At 57.2% G+C, this 26,188-nt stretch carries 19 protein-coding genes; 7 read left to right on the top strand and 12 right to left on the bottom strand.

The window, feature by feature from the left end:
• Positions 1 to 131 precede the first annotated feature (131 nt).
• The 3 genes from OOZ53_RS14370 (at position 132) to OOZ53_RS14380 (ending at position 5,141) form a co-directional block, all read left to right on the top strand.
• Positions 132 to 1,313, top strand: coding sequence for a YeeE/YedE family protein (locus OOZ53_RS14370; RefSeq protein ID WP_271090316.1), 1,182 nt, complete (start codon positions 132 to 134; stop codon positions 1,311 to 1,313).
• A 383-nt stretch (positions 1,314 to 1,696) separates the two neighbouring features.
• Entirely contained in the window at positions 1,697 to 3,649 is a 1,953-nt protein-coding gene (locus OOZ53_RS14375; RefSeq protein WP_271090317.1) for a polysaccharide biosynthesis protein, read from the top strand.
• A gap of 76 nt (positions 3,650 to 3,725) precedes the next feature.
• Positions 3,726 to 5,141, top strand: a complete 1,416-nt coding sequence (locus OOZ53_RS14380) for a mannose-1-phosphate guanylyltransferase/mannose-6-phosphate isomerase (RefSeq protein WP_271090318.1) — start codon at positions 3,726 to 3,728, stop codon at positions 5,139 to 5,141.
• On the opposite strand, the gene OOZ53_RS14385 is transcribed toward OOZ53_RS14380, so the two are convergent.
• The gene (locus OOZ53_RS14385) at positions 5,126 to 6,076 is read right to left on the bottom strand and encodes a GDP-L-fucose synthase family protein (protein WP_271090319.1); all 951 of its coding nucleotides are present in this window, start codon (positions 6,074 to 6,076) and stop codon (positions 5,126 to 5,128) included. The genes OOZ53_RS14380 and OOZ53_RS14385 overlap by 16 nt on opposite strands.
• A 5-nt stretch (positions 6,077 to 6,081) precedes the next feature.
• Positions 6,082 to 7,167, bottom strand: a complete 1,086-nt coding sequence (gene gmd, locus OOZ53_RS14390; RefSeq protein ID WP_271090321.1) for a GDP-mannose 4,6-dehydratase — start codon at positions 7,165 to 7,167, stop codon at positions 6,082 to 6,084.
• A gap of 783 nt (positions 7,168 to 7,950) precedes the next feature.
• Between gmd and cysD the strand changes: the two genes are divergently transcribed.
• Together cysD and cysN are read left to right on the top strand one after the other, a co-directional pair.
• Positions 7,951 to 8,874, top strand: a complete 924-nt coding sequence (gene cysD, locus OOZ53_RS14395) for a sulfate adenylyltransferase subunit CysD (RefSeq protein ID WP_425499155.1) — start codon at positions 7,951 to 7,953, stop codon at positions 8,872 to 8,874.
• A complete protein-coding gene (gene cysN, locus OOZ53_RS14400) occupies positions 8,874 to 10,757 on the top strand; it encodes a sulfate adenylyltransferase subunit CysN (protein ID WP_271090322.1) in 1,884 nt (627 codons plus the stop codon). The genes cysD and cysN overlap by 1 nt, the downstream gene beginning before the upstream one ends.
• Positions 10,758 to 10,932: 175 nt before the next feature.
• Here the strand turns inward: cysN and OOZ53_RS14405 are convergent, their stop codons facing one another.
• The 8 genes from OOZ53_RS14405 to OOZ53_RS14440 all read right to left on the bottom strand — a co-directional run bounded on the left by OOZ53_RS14405 (position 10,933) and on the right by OOZ53_RS14440 (position 21,731).
• Positions 10,933 to 12,342, bottom strand: coding sequence for an ABC transporter ATP-binding protein (locus OOZ53_RS14405; protein ID WP_271090323.1), 1,410 nt, complete (start codon positions 12,340 to 12,342; stop codon positions 10,933 to 10,935).
• Positions 12,332 to 13,282, bottom strand: a complete 951-nt coding sequence (locus OOZ53_RS14410; protein WP_271090324.1) for an ABC transporter permease — start codon at positions 13,280 to 13,282, stop codon at positions 12,332 to 12,334. Before OOZ53_RS14410 ends, OOZ53_RS14405 begins: the two co-directional genes overlap by 11 nt.
• A gap of 448 nt (positions 13,283 to 13,730) precedes the next feature.
• A complete protein-coding gene (locus tag OOZ53_RS14415) occupies positions 13,731 to 17,315 on the bottom strand; it encodes a glycosyltransferase (RefSeq protein ID WP_271090325.1) in 3,585 nt (1,194 codons plus the stop codon).
• Between the two features lie 53 nt (positions 17,316 to 17,368).
• On the bottom strand, positions 17,369 to 18,250 hold the full coding sequence (rfbD, locus tag OOZ53_RS14420; RefSeq protein ID WP_271090326.1) for a dTDP-4-dehydrorhamnose reductase: 882 nt from the start codon (positions 18,248 to 18,250) through the stop codon (positions 17,369 to 17,371).
• Positions 18,247 to 19,317 (bottom strand): dTDP-glucose 4,6-dehydratase, encoded by a 1,071-nt coding sequence (rfbB, locus tag OOZ53_RS14425; protein WP_271090327.1) that lies wholly within the window; start codon positions 19,315 to 19,317, stop codon positions 18,247 to 18,249. Before rfbB ends, rfbD begins: the two co-directional genes overlap by 4 nt.
• 17 nt (positions 19,318 to 19,334) lie before the next feature.
• Positions 19,335 to 19,883, bottom strand: coding sequence for a dTDP-4-dehydrorhamnose 3,5-epimerase (gene rfbC, locus OOZ53_RS14430; RefSeq protein ID WP_271090328.1), 549 nt, complete (start codon positions 19,881 to 19,883; stop codon positions 19,335 to 19,337).
• Positions 19,883 to 20,758: a glucose-1-phosphate thymidylyltransferase RfbA gene (rfbA, locus tag OOZ53_RS14435; protein ID WP_271090329.1), complete on the bottom strand. Its 876-nt coding sequence runs from the start codon at positions 20,756 to 20,758 to the stop codon at positions 19,883 to 19,885. Before rfbA ends, rfbC begins: the two co-directional genes overlap by 1 nt.
• Positions 20,759 to 20,783: 25 nt before the next feature.
• Positions 20,784 to 21,731, bottom strand: a complete 948-nt coding sequence (locus tag OOZ53_RS14440) for a glycosyltransferase family 2 protein (protein ID WP_271090330.1) — start codon at positions 21,729 to 21,731, stop codon at positions 20,784 to 20,786.
• A 163-nt stretch (positions 21,732 to 21,894) separates the two neighbouring features.
• On the opposite strand from OOZ53_RS14440, the gene OOZ53_RS14445 reads away from it, so the two are divergent.
• Positions 21,895 to 22,434 (top strand): sugar transferase, encoded by a 540-nt coding sequence (locus tag OOZ53_RS14445; RefSeq protein ID WP_271090331.1) that lies wholly within the window; start codon positions 21,895 to 21,897, stop codon positions 22,432 to 22,434.
• A gap of 15 nt (positions 22,435 to 22,449) precedes the next feature.
• Here OOZ53_RS14445 and OOZ53_RS14450 read toward each other — a convergent pair whose 3' ends face one another.
• Positions 22,450 to 23,739 carry an O-antigen ligase family protein gene (locus OOZ53_RS14450; RefSeq protein WP_271090332.1) on the bottom strand — a complete coding sequence of 430 codons (1,290 nt, stop codon included), beginning with the start codon at positions 23,737 to 23,739 and terminating at the stop codon, positions 22,450 to 22,452.
• 160 nt (positions 23,740 to 23,899) lie between these two features.
• Between OOZ53_RS14450 and OOZ53_RS14455 the strand changes: the two genes are divergently transcribed.
• Complete coding sequence (locus tag OOZ53_RS14455) at positions 23,900 to 24,397, top strand: ClbS/DfsB family four-helix bundle protein (protein WP_271090333.1); 498 nt, start codon at positions 23,900 to 23,902, stop codon at positions 24,395 to 24,397.
• On the opposite strand, the gene OOZ53_RS14460 is transcribed toward OOZ53_RS14455, so the two are convergent.
• Positions 24,394 to 26,184, bottom strand: coding sequence for an acyl-CoA dehydrogenase (locus OOZ53_RS14460; protein WP_271090334.1), 1,791 nt, complete (start codon positions 26,182 to 26,184; stop codon positions 24,394 to 24,396). The two genes, OOZ53_RS14455 and OOZ53_RS14460, sit on opposite strands and share 4 nt — an antisense overlap.
• Between the last annotated feature and the right edge of the window lie 4 nt (positions 26,185 to 26,188).

Raw genomic sequence — 26,188 nt, forward strand, 5'->3', positions numbered from 1 at the left:
ACGCCTCCGACCGTTCAGGTATATCGGTCGTGTGTCACCTATGTCACAAATGTGTAATTGCTTGATTTGGGTGTCTTGCATCGGCGGGATACAGAACAGGCATCGAGGCACACAAGCAACCGCCAAAACCCATGAATGAGAACGAAACGACCAGACCCGCGGTCTTTCAAACCGGCAGCCTTCTGACAGGTGCTGTGGCGTGCCTTGCCCTGTTGCTGTTTGCCCACCAGGCCGGGACGGCCAGGCTGCTTCTTGCCGCGGCCATCGGATTGCTGGCTGGCGTTGCGCTCTATCACGCTTCATTCGGCTTCACCTCCGCCTGGCGCAGCTTCGTGTTCGAAGGCCGCGGCGCCGGCCTGCGCGCGCAGATCCTCCTGATCCTCCTGACGTGCGCGATCGCATTTCCGCTGATCGGATCCCAGGGTCTGTTCGGGCGACCGATTTCCGGCGCGGTTGCGCCCTTCGGCTACGCGGCCGCGTTGGGTGCATTTCTTTTCGGTATCGGTATGCAGTTCGGCGGCGGATGTGCCTCCGGCACGTTGTTCACCGCGGGTGGCGGCAATACCCGAATGCTGGCGACGCTCACCGGCTTCATTGCCGGCTCCGTGATCGCAACGGCCCATCTGCCCTTCTGGTGGTCTCTTCCGGCCCTGCCGGCATTCTCGCTGGTCGACAGGTTCGGCGCCCTGTTGGCCTTTGCGATAACAGCATTTGTGCTTGGGTCCATCTACTATTTCACCCGACATCGCGAAATCGCCAGGTTCGGCGAACTCGAGGCCGGTCCACGCAATGTCAGCCTCATTCGCGGCCCCTGGCCGAAATCCTGGGGCTGCATCGCTCTGGCGGCCGTGGGCATCGCCACGCTCTTCGTCCTGTCGCGCCCGTGGGGCATCACGTCCGCATTTACGCTTTGGGGCGGCAAGATTGCCCAGGCCGGTGGCCTGCCGTTGCAGGAATGGCCGTACTGGTCGGCGCGCACGGCGTGGCTGAACCAGTCGGTGTTCGCAGACAGCACATCGGTCATGAATTTCGGCATCATCATCGGTGCCTTTGTCGCCGCCTGCCTTGCCGGCAGATTTGTGCCGAACTGGAATATCGGAAGGCGTGATCTGATTGTTGCGATATGTGGCGGCCTGCTGATGGGTTATGGCGCCCGCCTCGCCTATGGCTGCAATATCGGCGCCTATCTCGGCGGCGTTATCTCCGGAAGCCTGCATGGCTGGGGCTGGCTGGTCTTCGGTTTTATGGGCAGCAGTCTGGGGGCCTATTTGATGATGCGCTTGAAACCATCACATGCCGCCAGGAACGCCTGATACGCTGTCCAAGCTATATAGACACTTCGAAGTCGATATGCTTCAGGCCGGCATGGCACGGCAACGACCCGATCCGGGAAGACACGATGTGTCGGCCGAACAACGACACGCACCCGGGTGTAACAATATGCGAATTGACTTTCCGCGCGATACGCGCTCAACCTAATTATGTAGACATATCTTATTTGCAACCGACGATGACAGGCGGTTATATCGTAAACATATGACTAATTGGCCTTAGGTTGTGTCAATTAGCATTAGCCAAAGGCACAAAGGCATGCGATTGTAGTCGCACTGATTTGCGAGGGCGGTCGCAGGGGCGGGACATGCAATTTGACAAAAGGCGGCCGGGGGGTCTGCTAGCCGGAGTCGCATCGAGTGTGATGCGTTCAATTCATCAGATGTTCCTCGAAATGGGGCGACATCAAAAGCGCGCCATTTTCATGGCCGTTGACGGCATTGCTATTGTGATCTGCATGATCGCAGCGATGGCGTTCCGTTTTGGTGAGCTGGATTTTCCCGACCGCGGCAACCTGACATGGCTCCTTGTCGCCCTTCCGATCATAGGGATAGTCGCCTACCAGATTCTGGGCCTCTATGATGTCCTGATCCGCGCCATGGAAAGCCGGATGATCGCCATCGTCGCAGGCGGCGCGATCACATTGATGCTTTTCGTCGCGGCAGCATCCCATATGGACAGCGGTGTCGATATTCCGAGGGCCGTGCCGCCGATCTTCGGGATCCTGGTTTTTCTGGCAGTGGGGCTGAGCCGCATACTGGCCCGTGCCTATTTCCAGCATGTGACCAGCGGTCTGAACATTCGCGAAAACGTCCTTATCTACGGTGCCGGAGCAACGGGCACGCAATTGGCCGCGGCAATTCAAAGCGGCAACCAGCAGCGTGTCGTCGGATTTCTCGACGACGATCCGTTGCTGAAAGGAACGATGATCCGCGGATGCAGGGTCTACGCACCGGACAAGATCGGGAAGCTGCAGCAGCGCTTCAATATCACGCGCGTGCTTTTTGCCATGACCAATGCCACGCCGACACAGAAGCGCAATGTCGTTGCCCGGCTGGCGCCATACAAGCTGGAACTTCACACCATCCCGCCCTTGAGCGACATACTTCGCGGAAAAGCGGATGTTCAGCAAGTCAAGGAGATACGTATTGACGATCTGCTTGGCCGTTCCGCAGTCAGTCCGATTTCAAGTCTCTTCGACGAGGCGATCCAGGGCAAGAACATCCTGGTGACCGGAGCGGGCGGATCCATCGGTTCTGAATTGTGCCGGCAGATTTTAAAGGCCAGGCCGAGCAAGCTGATCCTGCTCGAGATCAGTGAAATCTCGCTCTACAACATCGAGAAGCGACTGCAGAAGCATCTTCCGGACAGCGACGCAATCGAGGTCGTTTACGCGCTTGGCGACGTTCGGGACCGCCAGCGTGTACGCACGCTGCTTCTGCGCCATGGTGTGAATATTGTCTACCACGCTGCGGCCTACAAACATGTACCCATCGTCGAGGCCAATCCGTCCCAGGGTGTGATGAACAATATCTTCGGCACGCTCAGTGTCGCACAGGAGGCCGTGGGCTGCGGCGTCGAACGATTCATCCTCATATCCACGGACAAGGCGGTGCGGCCCTCCAACATGATGGGTGCGTCCAAGCGTCTCGCCGAGCGCGTTGTGCAGAACATCCAGGCAACCACCGACGAAACGGTTTTCGCCATTGTGCGCTTTGGCAATGTTCTGGGTTCATCCGGCTCCGTGATCAATCTGTTTGCAGAGCAGATTCGCAATGGCGGGCCCGTTACGGTCACCCATGAAGAGGTCACACGCTATTTCATGACGCCGCAGGAAGCGGCGCAGCTCGTTGTCCAGGCGGGCTCGCTGGCCAAGGGCGGCGAAGTGTTCGTTCTGGATATGGGAGAGCCGGTCCGGATCAAGGACCTCGCCAGGCTGATGATCCAGTTGAGCGGCAAATCCGTCAGGGATGATGAAAACCCCGATGGCGACATCGGAATCGAAGTCATTGGGCTGCGACCCGGCGAGAAGCTGTTCGAAGAACTGCTCATTACCGACCGTGTCGTCGGAACCACGCATCCAAAAATTCTGCGCGCCGAAGAAAAAGGTGATGCAGAGGGCCCGACCATGACCGATCTGATGCTTCGCCTTGAACACGACATCGAAAGCGAGGATCCGAACCGGCTCCGCTTGACCATGCAGGATGCCGTGGAAGGCTATACACCTGATGTTGATGAGGCCGAGCGCCGCAGGCGTCAGACGGCCAAGGTGCTTAGTCTTGAAGAGCGAAGAGCTTTCCGGCAAAAAGGGCACTGACATCAGACCTTCACCACTGCCGCGCCCGCAACTGAAATGCGGTTCGCGCTAGTTTGCCGTCCAGGCCGGGAATACAATGATAATACCTGTGGTTGTCAGCGGTGGCGTCGGTTCACGCCTTTGGCCCGCGTCGCGCCAATCCCATCCGAAGCCGTTCCTGCCGGTTGAAAACGGCAAAAGCTTGCTGCTGAACACCTTTGTCCGCGCGGCGTCGCTGCCGGACGTTACCGACATTGTGACCATTACCGCGCGCGACTCATCCTTCAAGACCATTGCCGAATACGAGAAGCTTGATGCAGCGCATATCGCCAGCCACCTGATCCTGGAGCCGATGGGTCGCGACACGGCGGCCGCGGCCGCGGCGGCCACGGTTTATGTCGAAATGAATTTCGGCCGCGACGCCGTGATCCTGTTCCTTGCCGCCGACCACCTGATCCGCGACACCGCCGCTTTCAGCAAGGCGGTCACAGCAGCCAAAACTCTGGCCGAACGCGATCGGGTCGTAACATTCGGCATCGAGCCGAACCGCCCCGAAACCGGTTATGGCTACCTCGAAGTCGATAAAGACAACGTTATCCGGTTCGTTGAAAAGCCGGACAGCAAGACGGCGGCTGCTTATCTGGACGCGGGAAGCTTCTTGTGGAACTCCGGCATGTTCTGTTTCAGGGCTGGCGCCATGCTGGATGCCATGGACAGGCACTGCCCGGATGTGCTGCGGGCGGCTCGCAAAGCGATCGAAAAGGGCATACGACAGGACATCGGGTCACGAACGGCTGAAACAACCCTCGATGCGGCTGCATTTGCGGACGCGCCCAAAATATCCATCGACTATGCTGTGATGGAAAAGATCGCGAACCTGTCGGTTGTCAGGGCCGATATCGGCTGGAGCGACGTTGGCACATGGTCGTCTCTTTCCGAATGCTACACACCCGACGATAAGGGCAACACAGCCATCGGAGACACGGCACTTGTCGACGCAAGCAACTGTTTCGTCAGTTCACAAGGCCGGCTCGTCAGCCTTGTCGGCGTGAACGATCTCGCCGTCATAGACACGCGCGACGCCACGCTTGTGGTCGACAAGGCGCGGTCGCAGGACGTCAAGGTTCTGTTCGAGAAACTGAGGGACGCGGGGCACGAAGCCCATGCAAGCTTCCCGACCGGCCACCGTCCCTGGGGCTCCTATACCATTTTGGACGAGGGCGCCGGATACAAGGTCAAGCGTATCGAGGTAAAACCCGGCGGTTGCCTGAGCCTGCAATCCCACAAGCATCGCTCCGAGCACTGGACAGTGGTCCAGGGCGTTGCCCATGTGGTCAACGGGGACGAGCAACTGGTGCTCAATCCGAATGAATCGACCTATATCGAGTGCGGAAACATCCACCGCATGGAGAATCGCGGAACCGAGCCGATGACACTGATCGAAGTCCAGACCGGTTCCTATCTGGGTGAAGACGACATCGTGCGCTACGAGGACATCTACGGGCGCTCGTAAGCCTGTTTTTCGAAACGGTCGAGGAAATCGGCATAGGCGAGCGCAATACCGTGCCTGAGGCCTGTTCGCGCCGTCCAACCGCGCTCCTTCATGCGGCTGACATCGAGCAGCTTGCGCGGTGTTCCGTCTGGTTTGGATGTGTCGAAAACAATTTCGCCGTCAAAACCCACGACATCCATGACCGTTTCCGCCAACTCCCGAATTGTAATGTCCCGGCCCGTTCCGACATTGAAAAGTCCTTCGCGGATGCCGGACTGCATCACATGAACGCATGCGTCAGCCATATCGTCGACATAGAGGAACTCTCGCATCGGCATGCCCGAACCCCAAACGACCAGTTGCCGCTCGCCGCGTTTCTTGGCCTCATGCGCCTTGCGAATAAGCGCAGGCAATACATGGCTGCTGGCGAGATCGTAATTGTCGTTCGGGCCGTACAGGTTGGTCGGCATCACACTGACATAGCCTGTGCCGAACTGCGCATTGTAACTCTCGCACATCTTGATCCCGGCGATCTTGGCGATTGCGTAGGGTTCGTTCGTCTTCTCCAACGGGCCGGTCAGCAGATAGTCTTCCCTGATCGGTTGCGGGCATTCGCGCGGGTAGATGCAGCTCGATCCGAGGAACAGGAGGCGGTCGATGCCGGCCCGGTGGGCACCATGTATGACGTTGGCCTCGATAATGAGATTTTGGTAGATGAAGTCTCCGCGCGCCGTGTTGTTTGCGTGGATGCCGCCGACCCTTGCCGCCGCGAGGAACACATAATCCGGCCGTTCCGATTCCAGAAACGTGAAGACGGAAGCCTGATCCGCAAGATCGAGTTCGGAGCGATCGCGAACAAGCAGATTGCCGTAACCCGCCTTTTCCAGCCGCCGCACGATCGCCGAACCGACCATTCCGCGGTGCCCGGCAACGAAAATCTTCGCGTTTGTGTCCATGCGACCTACTCGTGATAATTATAGGCGGAATAGCCGTGGCTTTTCACCAGCTCATCGCGGGCCGCCGACTGCAGGTCCTCGCGCATCATTTCCGCGACAAGGTCATCAAAACTGGTCTCAGGCTTCCAGCCGAGCTTTTCTCTCGCTTTTGAAGAATCGCCGAGCAGCGTCTCGACTTCCGCGGGCCTGAAATAGCGCGGATCGACGGCAACAATGCATTTTCCGGATCCGTCGTAACCCTTTTCTTCGATACCCTCGCCTTCCCAGCGGATCTCGATGCCGGCTTCCCTGGCCGCGGCATCGACAAAATCACGAACGCTGTATTGAACGCCCGTGGCTATCACAAAGTCCTCGGGAGCTTCCTGCTGCAGCATCAGCCACATCATGGTCACGTAGTCCCTGGCATGGCCCCAGTCGCGTTTCGCATCCAGATTGCCGAGGTAAAGGCAGTCCTGCAGTCCGAGTTTGATGCGCGACAGCGCCCGGGTGATCTTGCGGGTCACGAATGTTTCGCCGCGCAACGGGCTTTCATGATTGAACAGGATGCCGTTGCAGGCATACACGCCATAAGCCTCCCGGTAATTGACGGTTATCCAGTAGGCATAGAGCTTGGCGACCGCGTAGGGAGAACGCGGATAAAAAGGCGTCGTCTCGGTCTGCGGCACCTGCTGAACCAGGCCATAAAGCTCCGACGTGGATGCCTGGTAAAAGCGCGTCTTGTTCTCCAGCCCCAAAATGCGTATCGCCTCGAGAATGCGCAGGGCGCCCAGCGCATCCGAATTCGCCGTGTATTCGGGCTCCTCGAAGGAAACGGCCACGTGCGACTGCGCGGCAAGATTGTAGATCTCGTCGGGCTGCACCTGCTGGATTGTGCGCACCAGGCTGGAGGAATCCGTAAGGTCCCCATAGTGCAGGATCATTCTCGGATTCTCGACATGCGGATCCTGGTACAGATGGTCGATCCTGTCGGTATTGAACAATGACGACCGGCGCTTGATGCCGTGGACGGTGTATCCCTTGCCCAGGAGAAACTCCGCCAGATAGGCGCCGTCCTGTCCGGTGATGCCTGTAATCAACGCAACTTTGCTCAATGTTCGTTTCCCGTATGCAACTGATGGCCGACCGCCGCCGTTCCTAGCAATCCGTATCGTCAATTGAAAGCCCATTCCTCGCGCCGTCACCGGACAAAGTCCGCCAGATGAGTTGAATCCCGATATGTCGCAAAATGCAATGGAACATAATTTCATTCGCTATTTACAAAAGAAATGTTTCATGTTTCCTGTCTATATCGAATTTTCTCATTTTGCGACGGAGCGATCGTGGAAGCGTTTCCTGACAAGGCCCTGCAAAACCGGCCTGGCAAGAATGGCTTAGCCGAGCCGTGGACCATTGAGCTGTTGCACGCCTCGCTGGAGGAGGACGGGCCGGCCACCTCGAAGCGGACGGTAGAACGCAGCGTCGTTTCCAAAGGCCTGCTGCCGCCGGCACTTTCTCTGAACGACATCGCCGATGAAAATGGCAGGCCCTTGCGCAGATTTGCTGCCGAAGCCCTTTTAAACAAAGCACGCCGCGAAAGGACCGTCTCCCTGTTCGTCCAGATGCACCGGACACCCTCCGGCAAACCGTTGCTGGCCGCCAATGACGGACGGCAGGCACGGCGCTGGGTTTTTGTGGACACATCCGATCCGCAGGATGAAGAACTGACCGCGGCGCTTGACGCACTGTGCGGCGATAGCGCAATCCTGTTGTGGCCGCACGGCGAACTCTGCGCACGCTTGCGCCGGCTGACCGATTCGAACGGCAGGATCGCAGAACGCCTGGCAACGGCACTCGCGGTCTACGGGCCTTCCTATACCGGCAAGCCTGAGACACCGCTGCCTGTCAAGCGCAGCGCGGCAACCACCCTCTCCCACCTCGACCGCCTTGAGGCGGAGAGCATGCATATCATGCGCGAGGTCGCGGCAACCGCCGACAATCCCGTCATGCTCTACTCTGTCGGCAAGGATTCGTCGGTCATGCTGCACCTGGCGAAAAAGGCCTTCCACCCGGCCCCTCCCCCGTTTCCGCTTCTGCATGTCGATACCGGATGGAAGTTCCAGGAGATGTACCAGTTCCGAGACCGCACGGCCGCCGACGCGGACATGCGATTGCTGACCCATATCAATCGGGAAGGCGTGGAAAGGAACATCAATCCGATCGATCACGGCAGTTCCGTTCACACCGACATCATGAAGACACAAAGCCTGAAACAGGCGCTGGACGGCCATGGCTTTGATGTCGCCTTCGGCGGCGCGCGGCGCGATGAGGAAAAAAGCCGCGCCAAGGAGCGCATTTTCTCCTTCCGCACCAGCAGCCATCGCTGGGACCCGAAGAACCAGCGCCCGGAACTCTGGAACCTCTACAATACGGCGATCGCGAAGGGCGAGAGCATCCGCGTCTTCCCGATCTCCAACTGGACGGAGTTGGATGTGTGGCAATATATCCACCGCGAAAACATCCCCATCGTTCCGCTCTATTTTGCCGCCTTGCGCCCCTTTGTCCGCCGCGACGGCATGCTCATCATGCTTGATGACGACCGGTTGCAGCCCTTGGAGGGCGAAAAGGTCGAATTCGGCCGAATCCGCTTCCGCACCCTTGGCTGCTACCCGTTGACCGGGGCGATTGAATCGGATGCCGATGATCTCGATTCAGTCATTCTCGAACTGCTTCACGCCAGAAACAGTGAACGGCAGGGCCGTGCCATAGACACGGATGTGTCCGCTTCCATGGAAAAGAAGAAGCTGGAAGGGTATTTCTGATGAATGCGCGCCAGGAAATCGACACCTATCTTGAGGGCCAGGCCGACCTTGAAACCCTGCGATTTATAACCTGCGGCAGCGTCGATGACGGCAAATCGACCCTCATCGGCCGCATGCTTTACGAATCGCAGATGATCCTCGACGACCAGCTTTCCGAACTGGAAAAGACCTCGTCAAAGATCGGCACGCAGGGCGAGCAGATCGACTTCGCGCTGCTGGTCGACGGGCTGAGCGCCGAGCGCGAACAGGGCATCACCATCGACGTTGCCTATCGCTATTTTTCCACCGACCAGCGCAAATTCATCGTCGCCGACACGCCCGGCCACGAGCAATATACCCGAAACATGGTCACGGGCGCTTCGACCGCCGATGCCGCGGTCGTCCTTGTCGACGCGCGCAAGGGTGTTCTCGAGCAGACCCGTCGCCATTCCTTCATCGTGTCCCTGCTCGGCATCCGCCATGTCGTTCTGGCGGTCAACAAGATGGACCTGGTCGGCTTCGACCAGGCAATCTTCGACGACATCGTCGCTGAGTACCAGGACCTGTGCCGGCGCTTCAACTTCGAAACGGTCACGCCGATACCGATTTCGGCGCTGGGCGGCGACAATGTCGTTGTGCGCTCGGCCAGCACGCCCTGGTACCGCGGCCCGACGCTGCTAGGTTTTCTCGGCGCCGTGGACACCCGCAAGGCGCTTGTCGATCACGGGTTCCGCATGCCCGTCCAGTGGGTCAACCGGCCCAATCTCGATTTTCGCGGCTATGCCGGGACGGTTCTGGCCGGCCGTATCGCGCCGGGCGACGACATCCGTATCCTGCCTTCGGGCGAAACCGCGACCGTCAAGGGCATTGTCCTGGGCGAAGACGAGCTTGAAGCCGCGCAGGCCGACCAGGCGGTCACGCTGACGCTCGACCGGGACGTCGACATCTCCCGCGGCGATGTACTGGTCGCCGCCAAGGATCCGTGCGAGACCTCGGATCAGTTCGAGGCCAGGATCGTCTGGATGGCCAGGGACAGCGGCTTTCACGGTCGCACCTACCTGATGAAAATCGGCACGGCGAGCGTCAACGCGGCGATCTCGGAAATCCGCCACACATACAATATCAACACCTTCGAGGAGATGATGGGCCGCTCGCTTGAGCTTAACGACATCTCCGTCGTCAAGCTCGCGCTCGACCGGCCCGTCGCCTTCGAGCCCTATGGCGACTGCCCGCCGATGGGCGCCTTTGTGCTGATCGACCGCCAGAACCACCAGACGGTGGCCGCCGGCATGATCGATTTTGCACTGCGCCGGGCCGACAACGTTCACCGCCAGGCCGTCACGGTCGACAAGAAGGCCCGGGCAAAGCTCAATGGCCATCCGGGTCGTGTATTGTGGTTCACCGGCCTGTCGGGCTCCGGCAAGTCGACCATCGCCAACGCGCTGGAAAAGAAGCTCCACGCGAAAGGCTTCCGCACCTACATTCTCGACGGCGACAATGTGCGCCTCGGCCTTAACCGCGATCTCGGCTTCACCGACGCCGACCGTGTGGAAAATATCCGCCGCATCGCTGAGGTCGCCAAGCTGATGGTCGACGCGGGCCTGATCGTCATGACCGCCTTCATCTCCCCCTTCCGCGCCGAACGCCAGATGGCCCGCGAGATGTTCGAAGAGGGCGAATTCGTCGAAATCTTCGTCGACACGCCGCTTGAAGTCGCCGAAGAGCGCGACCCGAAAGGGCTCTACCGCAAGGCAAGGCGCGGCGAACTGCCGAACTTCACCGGGATCGACAGCCCGTATGAGGCGCCAGAAGCGCCGGAGTTCCGATTGGAGACGGAGGGGGGGCAGGCCGAGAAATTGGCGGAGGGCCTGTTGAGCGGATTGAAGCTGGAAATCGACGATTGAGGCCTTGCAGACATATTTTGGAACAGCCTTCGACTATGATCGAATCGCATCGACATCCTCTTTGTAGAAGACAGGGCTCGGCTACGCGCAGGAGGAAGAGCGCCCCGTTTGCAGTCAATCGCGCTCTAAATCTAAATGAGCCCGGCCGGCTTGGATCGGCAAGCAGAACCGAAAGCTAGCTGCGAAGAAGCTCATAATCCGGCCTTGCATCGAAATCCACATACCCTGTGGCGACTGCCTCGGCGACGGGCAGTATGCGAACGGCATAGGCGTCAAGCTGCCTATGGGCATAATCGTGATTTTCTCCAGTGGAGCCAGTCACGCCGGCATTCAAAAAATAGGTGCCCGGGTTCAGCGGCCAGCGTAAATCAAAGCGCACACGATAGGACGTGCCAGCCTCCGCAGTCTCCAATACAAGATCTTTCTTGAAATCCGTTGCCCCGCCACCGATCTCCAATCCCTGCAGCGACTTGATCATCATGCCAAAACCAACATTTCGGATCATGCTTTCGAAATGAACCGTATATTCGTAGATATAGCGTCGACCCGAAACGAGAACATTGACCTCACGGCCCTCAGCCGTAACAACCCGTATGTCGCAAATACGGGCTCCTTTGCTTTCATACTCGACACGCGAAGGCGACTTGATGTGTGGGTCATATGAAGCGCGATCGTCGTCAAGAATCGCCGATGACCCATTCACGTGCTTAGCCGAAACACCGCTCTTGCCGGCAGCGCTTTTGCTATTCGGCGTCGGGGTTTCGCCAGACCATCCATCCATCGCGAGAATTTCATCGCGCACCGGTTCTGCCTCGTCGCCATTCAGATTCATCAAGCGTTGATATTGGCTGACGACTTTTGACGGCTGCCCCTCAAGAATAATCTGACCGCGATCCAAGAGCATGGCCCCGTCGCAAAGCTGGACGATGGACTGACCGTTGTGCGACACGAAGAGGACGGTGCCGCCTCTGTCTTTGATGTCTTCTATTCGGGCGAAACATTTACGTTGAAAGGCTTCGTCGCCTACGGCAAGTGCTTCGTCGATGACCAGCACGTCCGGGTCGACACTGGTGGCAACTGCGAACGCCAAACGAACATACATGCCGGAAGAATACGTCTTGATCGGCTGGTCGATGAACATGCCTATGTCGGCGAAACTGGCGATGGAATCGAATCGGCGCTCGGTTTCGGCGCGCGACAGACCAAGTATCGCAGCATTTATGTAAACGTTCTCCCGACCGGTGAAATCGGGGTTAAAGCCGGCGCCAAGCTCCAGAAGAGCTGCAACTCGACCGTTAACCTCTATTGTGCCGCTTGAGGGCTGCAGGATACCGCACACGACTTGCAACAACGTGGATTTTCCGCAACCGTTGCGTCCAATGATGCCGACCGTTTCACCACGCTTCACATCGAAGGAAATACCTTTGAGGGCCGCGAAATCGGTAAAATAAGACCTCTGTTGTCGCCCGACCAAACGCTGCAGGCGCGGCACCACCATCTGCTTCAGGCGATCCTCCGGCCGTTCGAATATCAGATAGTGCTTGGAGATATTCCTGACCCGGATTGCGACATCGTTAGAGGACATCAGCAAAGCCTTTACGGGTCTTCTGGAAGAACTGGAAGCCGAGAACGGCCAACGCAAGCGACGCCAAGCTATACAGCGCCAACGGCCCCATGTCTGGTAACTGTCCGAAAAGCAGCACATTTCGTGCCTGCTCGACCGGCAACGCTATAGGGTTCAGCGCCAACCACGGCTGCAGCCAGTCAGGCAATGCAGAAAGCGGGAAAAAGATCGGCGAAAGGAACATGAGTGCGGTGATGATTGTTCCCAGGATCTGACCGATGTCGCGCACGTAGGTGCCGAAACTTGCCAGGAACCAGGATAGTCCAAGGATGGAAAGACAATAGGGAACAAGTACCAGAGGTAGCAGCAGAGCCGTCATGGGCACGCTGCCATACACCGGCAGCATGAAGACAATCAGCACGACTAGGCTAAGCCCCGTATGGAAAAGCGCCGCGCCAAGAGCCACCGGCACCAGCGTCTCAAGTGGAAAAACGATCTTTTTCACATAGTTCGGATTCGACAGGACCAGCATTGGCGCGCGGCTGACGACCTCGGCAAACAACTGGAACATGATGAGACCAGCAAACAGGGTAATTGCGAACTCCGCCATGGACGTGTCTTCTGCGGCCCCAGCCCAACGCGCCTTAAAAACCATACCGAATACAAATGTGTACACACCCAGCATAAATAGCGGGGTGAGCAACGACCAGAGTATCCCCAGCATCGACCCCTTGTAACGGCCTACAACCTCGCGGCGAACCAACTGCATGGCAAGAGAAAACCGGCTGCGAAATGTCCATTGCTGTGGTTCTCCATTGTGCCCTTCATAAGGGAGTGTCATGTCCGGTTCCGTTAGTATGAGGATGTGTCGTGCCTGATCGGAGCTTTCAAAATACAGCACCAGGCCAGCACTGCACTTATCATTTGATGGACTGTTGCCACCGCGCGCAGGTGTTTTCAAGGCCCTGTCGAGATATCAACTCCAATGGAATAGGGGCCGGATCATGTTCCTTCCTGTGTAAAACCTGAATGGCAACATCACAAATATACGACCAGCCCGCAGACGATAACCAGGTCGAACCAATACCATTTGTGCGGCAGTCAACCTCCGCGCTGAAATGACAGACAGAGCGCTAATCCCCTGTCTCAAAGTCAAAGTCAGCAGCGCAAAGGCCGTAATGTCTCACACCCCGTCCGAGATCTCAGAGCTTAAATTTTCAAGGCCAAATAATTCGACACAACTTTGTTCTTAATCGCTCTTGCTCGCGTTTATGCAGGTTGATAACCTTTTGCCAACAAATGTCCGGAGCCGATACCTGTGAATGGCCTCACTGATCAATCATCCAAAAACCGAACCGCTATTCTGGTCACCTTCCATCGCACACCTCGAATGGATCTCGGATCTTTGTTCAGCTCATGTATTTGAAGCTCTCTCCATCTAGTGACATATTCGGTGAATAGAAGGGATCGGTTCTGATTTCGGTTTCCCATCGTTCTGTCATGGTTGCAACTTCACCTGCAAAGCGCCGTTTCTTTTCCGGCGTGTCTTCTTTTCCGCGGGAAAGACTCTCGTGGTGATATAGCTCGGCGAATGGCGTCCAAACATTCCAGTATCCAGCCTCGCGAACTTTGAGACAAAAATCTACATCGTTGAACGCCACTTGAAGATGATGCTCATCCAAGCCGCCAACCTCTTTGTATACCTCTTTTCTCACAATCAAACACGCGCCAGTTACCGCCGAGAGATTTTGAATAACCTTGGAGCGTCCAAAATAACCGGGATCGTCTTGGGTTAGTCCCAGATGTGCATGATTTGCAACACCTCCAAGCCCAAGTATGACTCCACCATGCTGAACTGTATTATCCGGATAGTATAGCTTCGCTCCCACACAACCGATCCGGTTCTGCTGAGCCCAAGAGACCATCTCCGTCAGCCAATCAGGCGAAATCACTTCGACATCATTGTTTATCAGACCAACGATATCACCCTTTGCTTGCTGAACGGCTTCATTGTTTATGGCAGAAAAGTTGAACGGATAACTGTATGAAAGCACACGAACTCGCCGATCTTGTGCGACCTTCTCCAAATAGGTCGTTGTCTCTGGCTCTTGCGACTCGTTGTCAACAATGATTATTTCGTAGTTCGGATATGTCGTCTTTTCGAGAATCGATTCAACCGCTACCCGCAGAAGTTCAACGTGGTCGCGTGTCGGTATTATCAGGCTTACCAAGGGTTTGGGATTGCGAACGGTATGGCGAAGGCGGTAAAATGGTAGGCCAGGCACTGGTTCAACAGTTGCGCCCGATCCAGTACGTTTGCGGTGCGCCTCAAGCGCCCGAAAACCAGCCCTGTAGGGATAGTCTTTTTCAGAACCAGATAGAGCCGTTGAACCTGAAACTGCGCGCCAGTGATATAGGATTCTCGGTATATGGATGATCTGAGCCGGATCAATCTGCTCCGTAATCCGAAGGTTGATGTCGTAATCCTGACTACCTTCAAATCCTGGCCGCCATCCTCCAACTGACTTTACGAGGTCAGCGCGAAGAACGGTCAGGTGATTGAAATAGTTCATGGAGTGAAACAGTTCTGGAGAGAATCCGGGCTTAAAGTGCGGATCAAATCGATTGCCATGCTCATCGATCTTGTCCTCATCGCTGTAGATTAGGCCCGCATCTGGATTCTCGGCAATCGCCCCCGCAACTTCTGCCAGAGCATGGGGTCTCAATACGTCATCATGATCCAGCAGAGCGATCCACCCGCCACTGGCGAGTTCAAACGCTGAGTTGGTCGCTCGACATATGTGCCCGTTTTCCGTCCGATGAATAACTTTGATCCGCCCGTCTCGCTGGCTCCAAGCATCCAACTGCGCCTTGACGTGTCTGTGGGTAGACGCATCATTCGCTATACAAAGTTCCCAGTTGCCGTAGAGCTGGTTCAAAACCGAGTTTATTGCCTCGTCAAGAAGCTTCATTGGCGTGTTGTAGACTGGCATTAAAATACTGAACTTAATGGACCGCTCGAGCGAGTCCACCTTTGCCCGAACCACCTCGCGATCACGACTGTCATTGTAATCGTGTATCTTGATCCAATCTGAGTATCGTCCCCTTCCTTCTTGTGATGCACGATCCTTGTCCAGCGTTATCAGCCTCGTGCCGTCATATGAGCGCATGTACGCGATGGCTCGGCGATAAAGCGCTAGCGGATCATGTCGATATGTGCTTAATCCCAGTCGTAAAAGATAATGGAAGCGGCGCAAAAAACCGTACCGATAAACTTGGATATTTGTTGTCTGCGTGGTTACATTTTCGTCGGATGGATCGAGCCGCAGCTGTCGTAGCCGCGTAGGTGATAGGAAAACAGCTTCATACTCGCCTGATACTCCATTTGGACGGAGGCCAATCGACGTTTCTTCGCGAAATCCGTCGCCAATATCTAGATACAGCCGTGGACGAACCCCAACAGAAGAACCGATACAAGCTTTCGCCTTATAAACTCCTTTCCCGAGGCTGAAACCCGGTCCGATTAGAATTTGAGGATCATCGTTACTAGGCAACAACACACCATCAACCAAATCAGCATTAAATACTGCTGTTTCGTACAATGACATCAGATTTTTTGGAACGAAGGCATTGCGCAATGCTCGAAGCGGCGCCGTCAACTTCCAAGACGTAGAATCGTGGAACTCATTTGTCACTCTTTCCAACAGTCCGCCAGCGGCCTGCGCTAGATTTGTTTGACGACGAAGAGCTGTTTTAAGTTCATCGATGTTTCGTTCACGTTCCGCTGCTTGACCTTGAAAATCTTCGATTCTCGACGTGAGCACCACTACATCTCGCTCCAGCTTCCCAACACGCTTGGTATTTTCGAACGCCTTGGCGTCCAAGATTTTCAACTGCTCCTCAAACTGCAATTTATCCGTCTCAACGCCTTTCCGCAGTTCTTCAAATTCTTTATGCAATGTGCGAATTCGCAACTCCAGTTGTGTCGCCGCTGTTTGCTTTGCGTGAAGCTCGACTTCGAGTGTGTCGACACGTCTTTTGGCAGCATCTTCCATTCCTATTAGAATCGGCATCGCGCGTGCCAGTTCGGTACGCACCGCATCAAGACTTGCAAGTGCTTTCGGTGTGTCAGGAGTACGCTCAAGCTGCCGCAACGAAGAAAATGAGGCTTTAACCCAGCCACAAAGCAAGGGATCTAATGCGACTTCCTCGTCACTACTGGTATGGTGCCTGAGATCAGGTCGCAAAAATCTCTCGATGTCAGACGAAACTTGGTCGATTGAGTTTGGAAACGAGAGGTTCAGTGCTTGAAAACGGTCCGCAACAGTACGCCAATCCGCCTGCAAATCCTCGTAACTTGCGAACAAGCGATCAATACTTCGAGTCGCCTCCTCCGCCTCAAGTACATGAGTCAGCCACAATAATGCGGCGTCGCCGCGGCCTCGAGTTTGCTGCCATGTTGGGGTGCGCTCAACAAGCGAAGCCATGACTTCAAGAGGATTTCGAAATTGCAGAATTGAAACGAGCCTGATCTTCCGTGCCCCAAGAACCTCTCGATAGAGAGGCACAAAGCGGCAGATCCGCGGATCCTTCAACACAATAAGCGGCGCGTCACCATACTCTTCGTCAAGCAGTCGAACGATCTCCGCTTTGAAATGGTCAAGTCGTTTTTTCGGCAGCCGCTCACCAAGATCGAGCCTACGCCAATCGATCCAGGAACTCCCGGCTTCGGCAAGCATCTGGTCATGAAGTTCAACAAGCCGAGCCGGCTCCCAGTGACCGGTTTCATTGCCCGGACCGGCGCCAAGCATGTTCTTGGGCAACTCCGCACCTAAAAGACTGAGGACCCGGGTTAGAGCACTCGTTCCGGAGCGGTGCATACCGAGCACGAGGATGCAAGTGCGTTTGTCTTTGGACCGGAAAGGGTGTTCCTCACCAGCAGCCGTCTCCACGTCTGTACTGACAGTCTTATCGTCTAGGCTTGTAGCGGTCATTGCACACGTCACTTCTACCGGCGCTTTCCGGCCGGATGTTGGTCGGCGGATTGCTATCCAGCATGGGGACGGTCGTCAGACCCGGCAGGCCTGCTTCGATACTTGCCCGCTTTTGGAAAACAGGCTGCGAGCCTGCTTGCCGCCAACCTCGAATTCATCGGTCGCCTGGCTCTGGTCGGATATTCCGCCGATGTGATCCGCCGTATTTTGGCAAAGGGCCCACCCTTAACGCTGCTCTCTCGCATTATTTTCTCCGCGAAATCCGCCCAGCTCATCGCTTCCTTCCCGGCCAGATGGAACACCCCCCAGGGTGTTACCTCGCTTTGCGCGAGCGGTCCCAGGCAGATACTCAAAATCGTGTCGGCGATTTCATGGGCCGATGTTGGATTTCCGATCTGGTCGTCAACCACAGGGATCTCATCGCGCGTTTCAGCAAGCCGCAACATAGTATTCCTGAAGTTTTTGCCATAAGGACTATACACCCAGGACGTACGCAAGATGATATGCTGTTCGTTGGCCGCGGCAACCGCCCTTTCGCCAGCAAGCTTGCTGGCTCCGTAGACGCTCTGCGGATCCGGCTGGTCATCTTCCCTGTAGGGCCGGTCAAGTTCGCCCGAAAAGACATAGTCTGTGGAAAGATGAATAACTGGCGCGCCCATCACCCTTGCTGCAGCGGCCACGGCACCCGCACCGGTTTCGTTGACGGCAAACGCGATATCCGGTTCGTCCTCCGCCTGATCGACGCCCGTATACGCCGCCGCCGAGACAACAACGTCCGGTCTGTGGCGCGCAACAACATCCCGGACTTCCGCCGGCTTCAGCAGATCAAGCTCTGGTCGGCCGACAGCCACCAGTTCCACATCACCGCGATCTTGGGCCATGTCCTGCAAGCAGCGCGACACCTGCCCCTTTGTGCCGGTGACGAGTATCCTCAAGCTGCACCCTCTTTCAGTTTGCCGAGCCGGTTGCCGTTATAAGTGCCTTCACGGATCGGCCGCCACCACCAGTCGTTCTCCAGAAACCAATCGACGGTCCGCGCAAGGCCGCTTTCAAAACTCTCAGACGGCGCCCAGCCGAGTTCGCGGCGAATCTTGGAGGAATCGATCGCATAGCGCCGGTCATGGCCGGGCCGGTCGGGCACAAAGGTAATCAGGTCGCGGTATTTCTTGCCGCCGGCGCGCGGACGAACCTGATCGAGAATATCGCAGATCGCCTCGACCACCTGCAGATTTGTGCGCTCGGCATTGCCGCCGATATTGTAGCTCTCGCCGACTGTTCCTCGCGTAAGCACCGTTGCCAGCGCCTGTGCGTGGTCCTCGACTTGCAGCCAGTCCCGCACATTTTCGCCCTTGCCGTAGACCGGTAGCGGCTTTTCTTCGAGTGCATTTAGAATAACCAGTGGAATGAGTTTTTCCGGGAAATGGAACGGGCCATAATTGTTCGAGCAATTGGACAACACCACGGGAAGGCCATAGGTCTCGCCCCAGGCGCGCACCAGATGATCAGAAGCTGCCTTGGATGCCGAGTAGGGCGAAGACGGCGCATAGGGCGTTTCTTCGGTAAAAATGCCGCTCTCGAAGGGCAGGTCACCGAAAACCTCATCCGTCGAGACATGGTGAAAACGGAACTGCGCCTGGTTTTCTTCAGCAAGCAGACGCCAGTGGGTAAGTGCAGCGCTCAGCAGGTGATAGGTTCCCACGACATTGGTCTGGACAAAGGCCGCCGGCCCGTCGATGGAGCGATCGACATGGCTTTCCGCCGCAAGATGCATGATCGCCTCGACCCGCTCCTGTTGAAGGATCTGCAACACACGGGACTCGTCACAGATATCAGCCTTGATAAATTTGTAGTTGTGGCTGTTTTCGATTGACCGGAGCGAAGCGAGATTGCCTGCATAGGTCAGCTTGTCGAGATTGATGACGAAATTGCTGGGATCTTTGACCAAATGGCGACAAACCGCCGATCCGATAAATCCCGCACCGCCTGTAACGAGAATCCGCATGCCCCTCTCCGCGTCCTTTAGAACTTCTCCGCGTCAGCCAGCAACGGCGCCGCAGCGTCCTTTTCCGACAAAATAATATCCTTGCTGTCTATCGGCCACTTGATACCGATTTCCGGATCGTCAAACCGGATCGCGCGGTCGTGCTGCGGCGAATAAAACTCCGTCACCTTATAAACCACCTCGGTGTCATCCTCCAGTGTCAGAAATCCGTGCGCGAACCCCTTCGGCACAAAAATCTGGTTCCAGGCTTCGGCGGATACGACCAGCGAAACCCAACGACCGAAAGTGGCCGAGGTCCGACGAATGTCGACCACGACATCGAGGATCGAACCACGGGAAACCCGTACCAACTTGTCCTGCGCTGCGGGAGGAAGCTGGTAATGTAGCCCCCTTAGGATGCCCTTGGCGGCCGAATAGGAAAAATTGTCCTGAACGAATTCGAGGCAGATTCCTGCTTCTTCCAACCGTAGCTTATTGTAGGTCTCCGAGAAAAAGCCCCTGCTGTCGCCATGGCGGTTTGGCTTTATTTCGAAAACACCCTCAAGGCCAAGTTCCCGCGTTTCCATCAGGCGAGATCCCTGGCGCGCCGATCAAGATATGCAGCGTATGGCGTATTGCCCAGCTGGCTGGCCCGCCGCAAAACTTCATCGGGCTTCAGCCAGCCCATCACCAAGCCGATCTCCTCCGGGCACGCGATCTTGATGCCCTGCCGGTGCTCAATCGTTCGCACGAAGGCAGAGGCTTCGTGCAGGCTGTCATGCGTTCCAGTGTCAAGCCAGGCATAGCCGCGGCCCAACTGATGGACAAGCAAGTCACCCCGCTCCAGATAGGCATTGTTTACGGCGGTTATCTCGAGTTCGCCGCGATCGGACGGCGCAATTGTTCGCGCGATATCCAGAACATCATTGTCATAAAAATAGAGGCCAGTCACAGCCCAGTTTGATTTCGGTGACTGAGGCTTTTCCTCGATGCTTAGGGCTCTTTTGGTTTCCGTATCGAATTCGACGACCCCGTAACGATGCGGGTCATCGACGTGGTAAGCAAAGACGGATGCGCCTTCCGATCGAGACGCAGCCTGCTGGCACAATCGCGAAAGCCCATCGCCGAAATAGATATTGTCGCCAAGGATCATTGAAACACCGTCGCTACCGACGAAATCCCGGCCGATAATGAACGCCTCGGCCAGCCCGTTCGGTTGCGGCTGTTCGGCATAGCTCAGGCTTACGCCATAACTGCTGCCGTCGCCCAACATCGTCTCGAATATAGGCAGGTCCCGCGGTGTGGAGATGATCAGGATTTCACGAATGCCCGCGAGCATCAGGACGCTCAGCGGATAGTAAATCATCGGCTTGTCGTAGACCGGTAACACCTGTTTTGAAACCGCCAGTGTAAGCGGATAAAGGCGTGTTCCACTGCCGCCCGCAAGGATAATGCCTTTCATTTGTACCTCAACCACGTTACTTCGTTCATAGCCTGTTCAATAGAGCCGCAACACACAACCCTAAATTTCCTTTGTCGGATTGCCGATATATGCCAGAGTTGCGCAGTCGTTGCAGCCGGCGTAGCGGGGATTTCTCGACCCTGAGCAACTGAAATTCATCGACAACCGCTTGGGACTCCTCTTCCAAAAGGCCGTAGCAAATCTGCAGACTTGCCAGGTTGTTGTCGCTCCACGATGCGAGCTGCCCGCCGACCAGCCGCCGGATGCGTTGAATTTGCGAACGCCAGCTTATGTTGTCACCAACCAGATTGCTGCCGTGCCGACGGTAACCGATATGCGGCTCCGGATCGTAGATCACCGTGCCGCCGCAGCCCGAGATCATGATGTAGCACCACCAGTCGTGGCTGACGAATGACGTTCTGCGCGCACTCTCCGAAAGCACAGCCCAGGCGGCCCTGTTGAACACCATTGTATTGCCGCCAGCGATGTTCTGGACAATTGCGTTACCAAAACCCGGTCTTCGGCGAAATTGCGGCGAGTGGCCCAATACACGACCGGCTTCATCGATTATCCGTGTACGGCCACCGTACAGTGCCGGGCGATCGGGATCGCACCTAGAAAGCGCGCGGATCGCCACTTCGAGCTTGTCCTGGTCCCAAATGTCATCCTGATCGCTGAATGCGACATAGTCGGCATTGATCTTGTCGTTGCGCATCAGGCTTCTGAAGTTTTCCGAAAATCCGCTTTGGGGTCCGTCAACGATATGAAACTCACCCTTGCTCCATTCCCCTTTGCGGGCATTGAGGATCGCCAGCGAGCTGTCTGTCGAGCCATCATCGCTCACCCAGAGGTCAATCTGTTCAACGCTCTGGTTTCCAATGGATTGAAGCTGCTCGTGAAGAAATCGCGAACCGTTGTAGACACCCATCAAAACGGCAATTTTACCGGTTTGCGCTGCAGGCACGTTCTTCACATTTCAGTCCTGCTTCCACAGTTCCGGAATCGCTCTACGGGCCCGCAGCGTTGGGTTTCCCCACCGCGCGATTTCTCTTGGATAAATGATCCGCCCATCCAGCGGATAGCAATGGGAATGCAATTGTGTCAAATGGATATTCATCCTCACCGGCAGCCGCCCCATGAAACGCTTTGTTGACATCGCTCTGTCCCTCCTCCTCCTCTCGCTCCTCTGGCCGCTGATCCTGCTGCTCGCCCTGCTTGTCCGCCTCGAAAGCTCCGGCAATCCGTTTTTCGCGCAAACGCGCCTCGGGCGCGGAGAGCGGCCGTTCACGATCTGGAAGCTGCGGACGATGCGCGCCGGCACGCCGCACAGGGGCACACATGAAATCGGCATAGATGCGCATACGCGCCTCGGCGCATTGTTGCGCCGCGCGCGGTTGGACGAGTTGCCCCAGACGTTCAACGTTCTGGCAGGCCACATGTCCTTCGTCGGGCCGCGCCCCTGCCTGCCAAATCAGGAGGCGGTGATTGCCGAGCGCCGCCGCAGTGGCGTCTTCGCGATCCGGCCCGGCATTACCGGCCTTTCCCAGATCCACGGCATCGACATGTCCCGCCCCGCTGAACTGGCGCAAAGCGACCGCGAATATATGGAGCGCCAGTCACTGGCGCTGGATTTGCGCATCTGCTTCAGAACCATTGCCAGCGTCTTCACACGATAGCGCCTGCGTATCCGGTTAACGGTCCCGCCCCGCCTGCAAGTTGGCATCCGGAAGCCGCGAAAGGGTGCAGAACGCGGTTATCAGCGAAAGGTAATAGAGCGTCGAGACGTCGTGATAGAAAAGCAGGTTGGTTACGCCGTAGAGCGCATAGGAGATCGTGACGCAAAAAATACCGCCGAAAACAAGTGGCGGCGCGTTGCGCAACACCATCAGCGGCACGAACAGGACGGCAAGCAGCGACAATAATCCGAGCACGCCGGAGGCGACGAGATCGGTCAGATAGCCATTGTGAAGATGCGAATATGTGAAGAACCTGGCGTTTTCCGGGTCTTTCGCAATCGCCGCGCGCACGACGTCCTGCCGGCCCCAGCCGGTCAGCGGCCGCTCCATAAAGGCAGCCAGGCCAGCCTTGTAGAGCAAGATGCGGATGGAAATGCTCTCTTCCTCGAGGCCGCTGTCCGTCGGCCGTTCGACCCGCTCGATGGCGAGTTCGATCCGGTGGGTCAGTTCCGGATCGGCCTTGATGACACCGAAGCTGAGCGCGCCGACCGCCATGGCAGCCAGCAGACCGCGCTTTGCCATGAAGACCAGGCCGAAATGGCGGTATCCCATGACAAGCGCATAGGCGAAAAGCGTGATCATATAGGACAACAACGGACCGCGGCTTCCAGCACTGAGCAAGGCAAAAAGCGCCGCCAGCGCCCCGGCCGCCAGCAGCCATCGCATGGCCCCGCGAAAAAACAGCAGCCCGTGGATGCAAAGCAGGCCGGAAACCATGGTACCCAGCGCCAGGATCAGCGGATTGCCGCTAAAAGCCGAGCGCATATGTTCATGCGAGGACTGGCCAGCGATCAGAACGATCAGCGCCGCCAGAATGGCACCGCTTGCGGTGCCGGCAAAAAACACATTGGTCCAGTATGGTCTGACAAAACGCCTGAGCACCGGCATGACCGGGGCAAAGGCCAGAAACAGAATATTGCCGTAGACCGCACCGAAATGCTCCCAGGTGCCGGCGGGGATCGCATTGAGCACGGCGAAAAAGACCATGATCAGATAATAGGCCGCAAAGGCAGCGATGACGGGCTTTTCGACGGTATCGAAGCTACGGTTTTGCGGGTCGAACGCAAAGTAGAACAGCGCGACGAACCAGAAACCGACGGCAACAACCGAGCCGCCGCTGCCAATGCCCGGAAAAAGCAGGAAGAGGGCGAACAGGCCGATTGCCCATCGCAACGAAGCGCTGACGTCGCTGCGATGGAAATGCACCCAGAACAGGCGGCTGAACACGCCGGTCGGTTCCGCCAATTGATCGCTCCCGCGCTGATGGTCCCCGCCGCTGAGGGTTATGAGAACCGGGGACACAATGCAAGCAGCGCAGCAGCGCATTCAGCACCGCAACGGCATTTGAGGCGGATCAAAGCCAACCGGAGATATTTTCGCTATTGGTCCGGTGAAGGGAGATCCCATGGCCGCGCAAAACAAGGACCAACTCATTGATATCACGCAAAAGGAGTTTGCAAAGCTGAGCCAGCTTCTCGATCGTGTCGACGGCGAGCAGGCGCTCGTCAAGGGCGACGAAGACACCTCGATCAAGGATATTGCCGGACATCGCGCCCATTGGATCGACCTGTTTCTAGGCTGGTATGCGGACGGACTTGCCGGCCGGCCGGTCTATTTTCCGGCAAAAGGTTACAAGTGGAACGATCTGAAACGTTACAATGCCGAGTTAAGGGCGGCACAGGCCGGCCTCGGCTGGAGCGATGCGCACGCCATGCTGGAGGCGAACCATCGCAAGCTGCTCTCTTTTATGGAGGAAAAGTCGGATGGCGACCTCTATGGCGGTCCGATGAAGGGCGCCAACAACAACTGGACGCCCGGCCGCTGGGCCGAGGCGGCGGGACCCAGCCACTATCGCTCGGCGGCAAAATACATCCGCGCGCGGCTTAGAGCGTATCTGGCTTAAAGCGCTTCGGCCGCCGTATCCAGGCAGGTCGTATCCATATCCGCCAGCAAGGCGCATTGCGCCTCGATCGCCGGAAGTTCGTAACGGAAGAAATAGCGGCACGCCATGATCTTGCCGACACACAGCGCGTCATCCGCGCCGCCTGCTCGTTTCTCGTGCGCCACCAGTGCCTGGCGCAACCAGATCCAGGCGACCACCACGTGGCCAAGCATGTCCAGATAGATCGTCGCATTGGCGAGATAGGCCTCCTGGCCGAGTTGCTCCGCCTTGCTGCCCATCGACAGCGTCGTCTCGGTCGCGCGATTGATGGCCGCCTCCAGCCCTTCGGCCATGTCCGCGAAAGCGGGAACGGCCCGTGCCGCGTGCACCGTGGCCTGCATCTCGCTCACCAGGGCACGCAGCGGCGCGCCGCCATTCATCGGCACCTTGCGCCCCAACAGATCCAGCCCCTGAATGCCGCGCGTCCCCTCATGAATGTGATTCAGCCGATTGTCTCGGTAGAACCGCTCGACCGGATAGTCACGCGTATAGCCCGCTCCGCCGAAGACCTGGATGGCAATCTCGTTGGCCCTGAGGCCGAATTCGGAAGGCCAGGATTTCACGATCGGCGTCAAAATATCGAGCAGCGCCGTCGCCTTTTCCTGCGCAGTCGGATCGCCGGCGCGTTTCTCGTCGGCCAGCCGCGCCGCATAGAAGCAAAGCGCCATCGCCCCTTCCGCATAGGCTTTCTGCTGAAGCAGCATGCGCTTGACATCGGCATGTTCGATAATCGGCACCATCGGGGTTTGCGGGTCACGGTCGGCAAGCCTGCGGCCCTGCGTGCGATCCTTCGCATAATCCAGCGCATGCAAATAGCCGGTCGCGGCCAGCGCCGCCGCGCTCAGGCCGACGCCGATGCGCATCTCGTTCATCATGGAGAACATATATTGCAGGCCGCAATTCGGTGCGCCGACAAGATAGCCGACCGCGCCGTCGCGATCGCCGAAATTGAGCACGCAGTTGACCGTGCCGCGGCAACCCATCTTGTGATTGAGGCCGGCAAGGCGCACATCGTTGCGGTCGCCGCGCGAGCCGTCTTCGTTGACGAGATAGCGCGGCACGATGAACAGCGAGATTCCCCTGACGCCCGGCGGCCCGCCCGGGATCTTCGCCAGCACCAGATTGATGATGTTCTCCGACATTTCATGATCGGCGCCAGAGATCCACATCTTGTTGCCGAAAAGGCGGTAGCTGCCATCGTCCCGCGGCTCGGCCCGGGTGCGGATATCACCCACGGATGAGCCGGCATGCGGCTCCGACAGTGCCATGGTGCCGAAATAGCGGCCCTCGATCATGGGGCGCAGATAACGCTCTTTCTGCGCGTCGCTGGCATGTTCGGCAAGCAGGTTGCCAGCGGCCACTGTCAGCCCCGTATAGCCGCTCGTGCCCCAGTTGGCGGCGGAAAACCAGGCCGATATCGCCGTCTGCAGCAGATAGGGCAATTGCAGGCCACCCTGATCCGCATCGAAACTGGCGCCCATCAGCCCTGCTTCAACAAAGGCGTCGAGCGCTTCCTTAACCTCGGGAATGATATACACGCGCTCGCCGTCGAATTCCGGCTCGTTCGCATCGAGCTTCTGAGCGTGCGGCTGATAGCGCTCCTCAGCGATCTTTTCGACACTATCAAGGATGGCGTCATAGACGCTCCGGTCGGCATCGGCAAAATGCGGCAGCCTGCTCAATTCCTCCAGATCGAGGAAATCGTACAAAAGGAACGCAATATCCTCCCGCCGCAAGATATTGGGCATGATG

The organism is Allohoeflea poritis (assembly GCF_027889715.1).
Taxonomy (GTDB): Bacteria; Pseudomonadota; Alphaproteobacteria; order Rhizobiales; family Rhizobiaceae; genus Hoeflea_A; species Hoeflea_A poritis.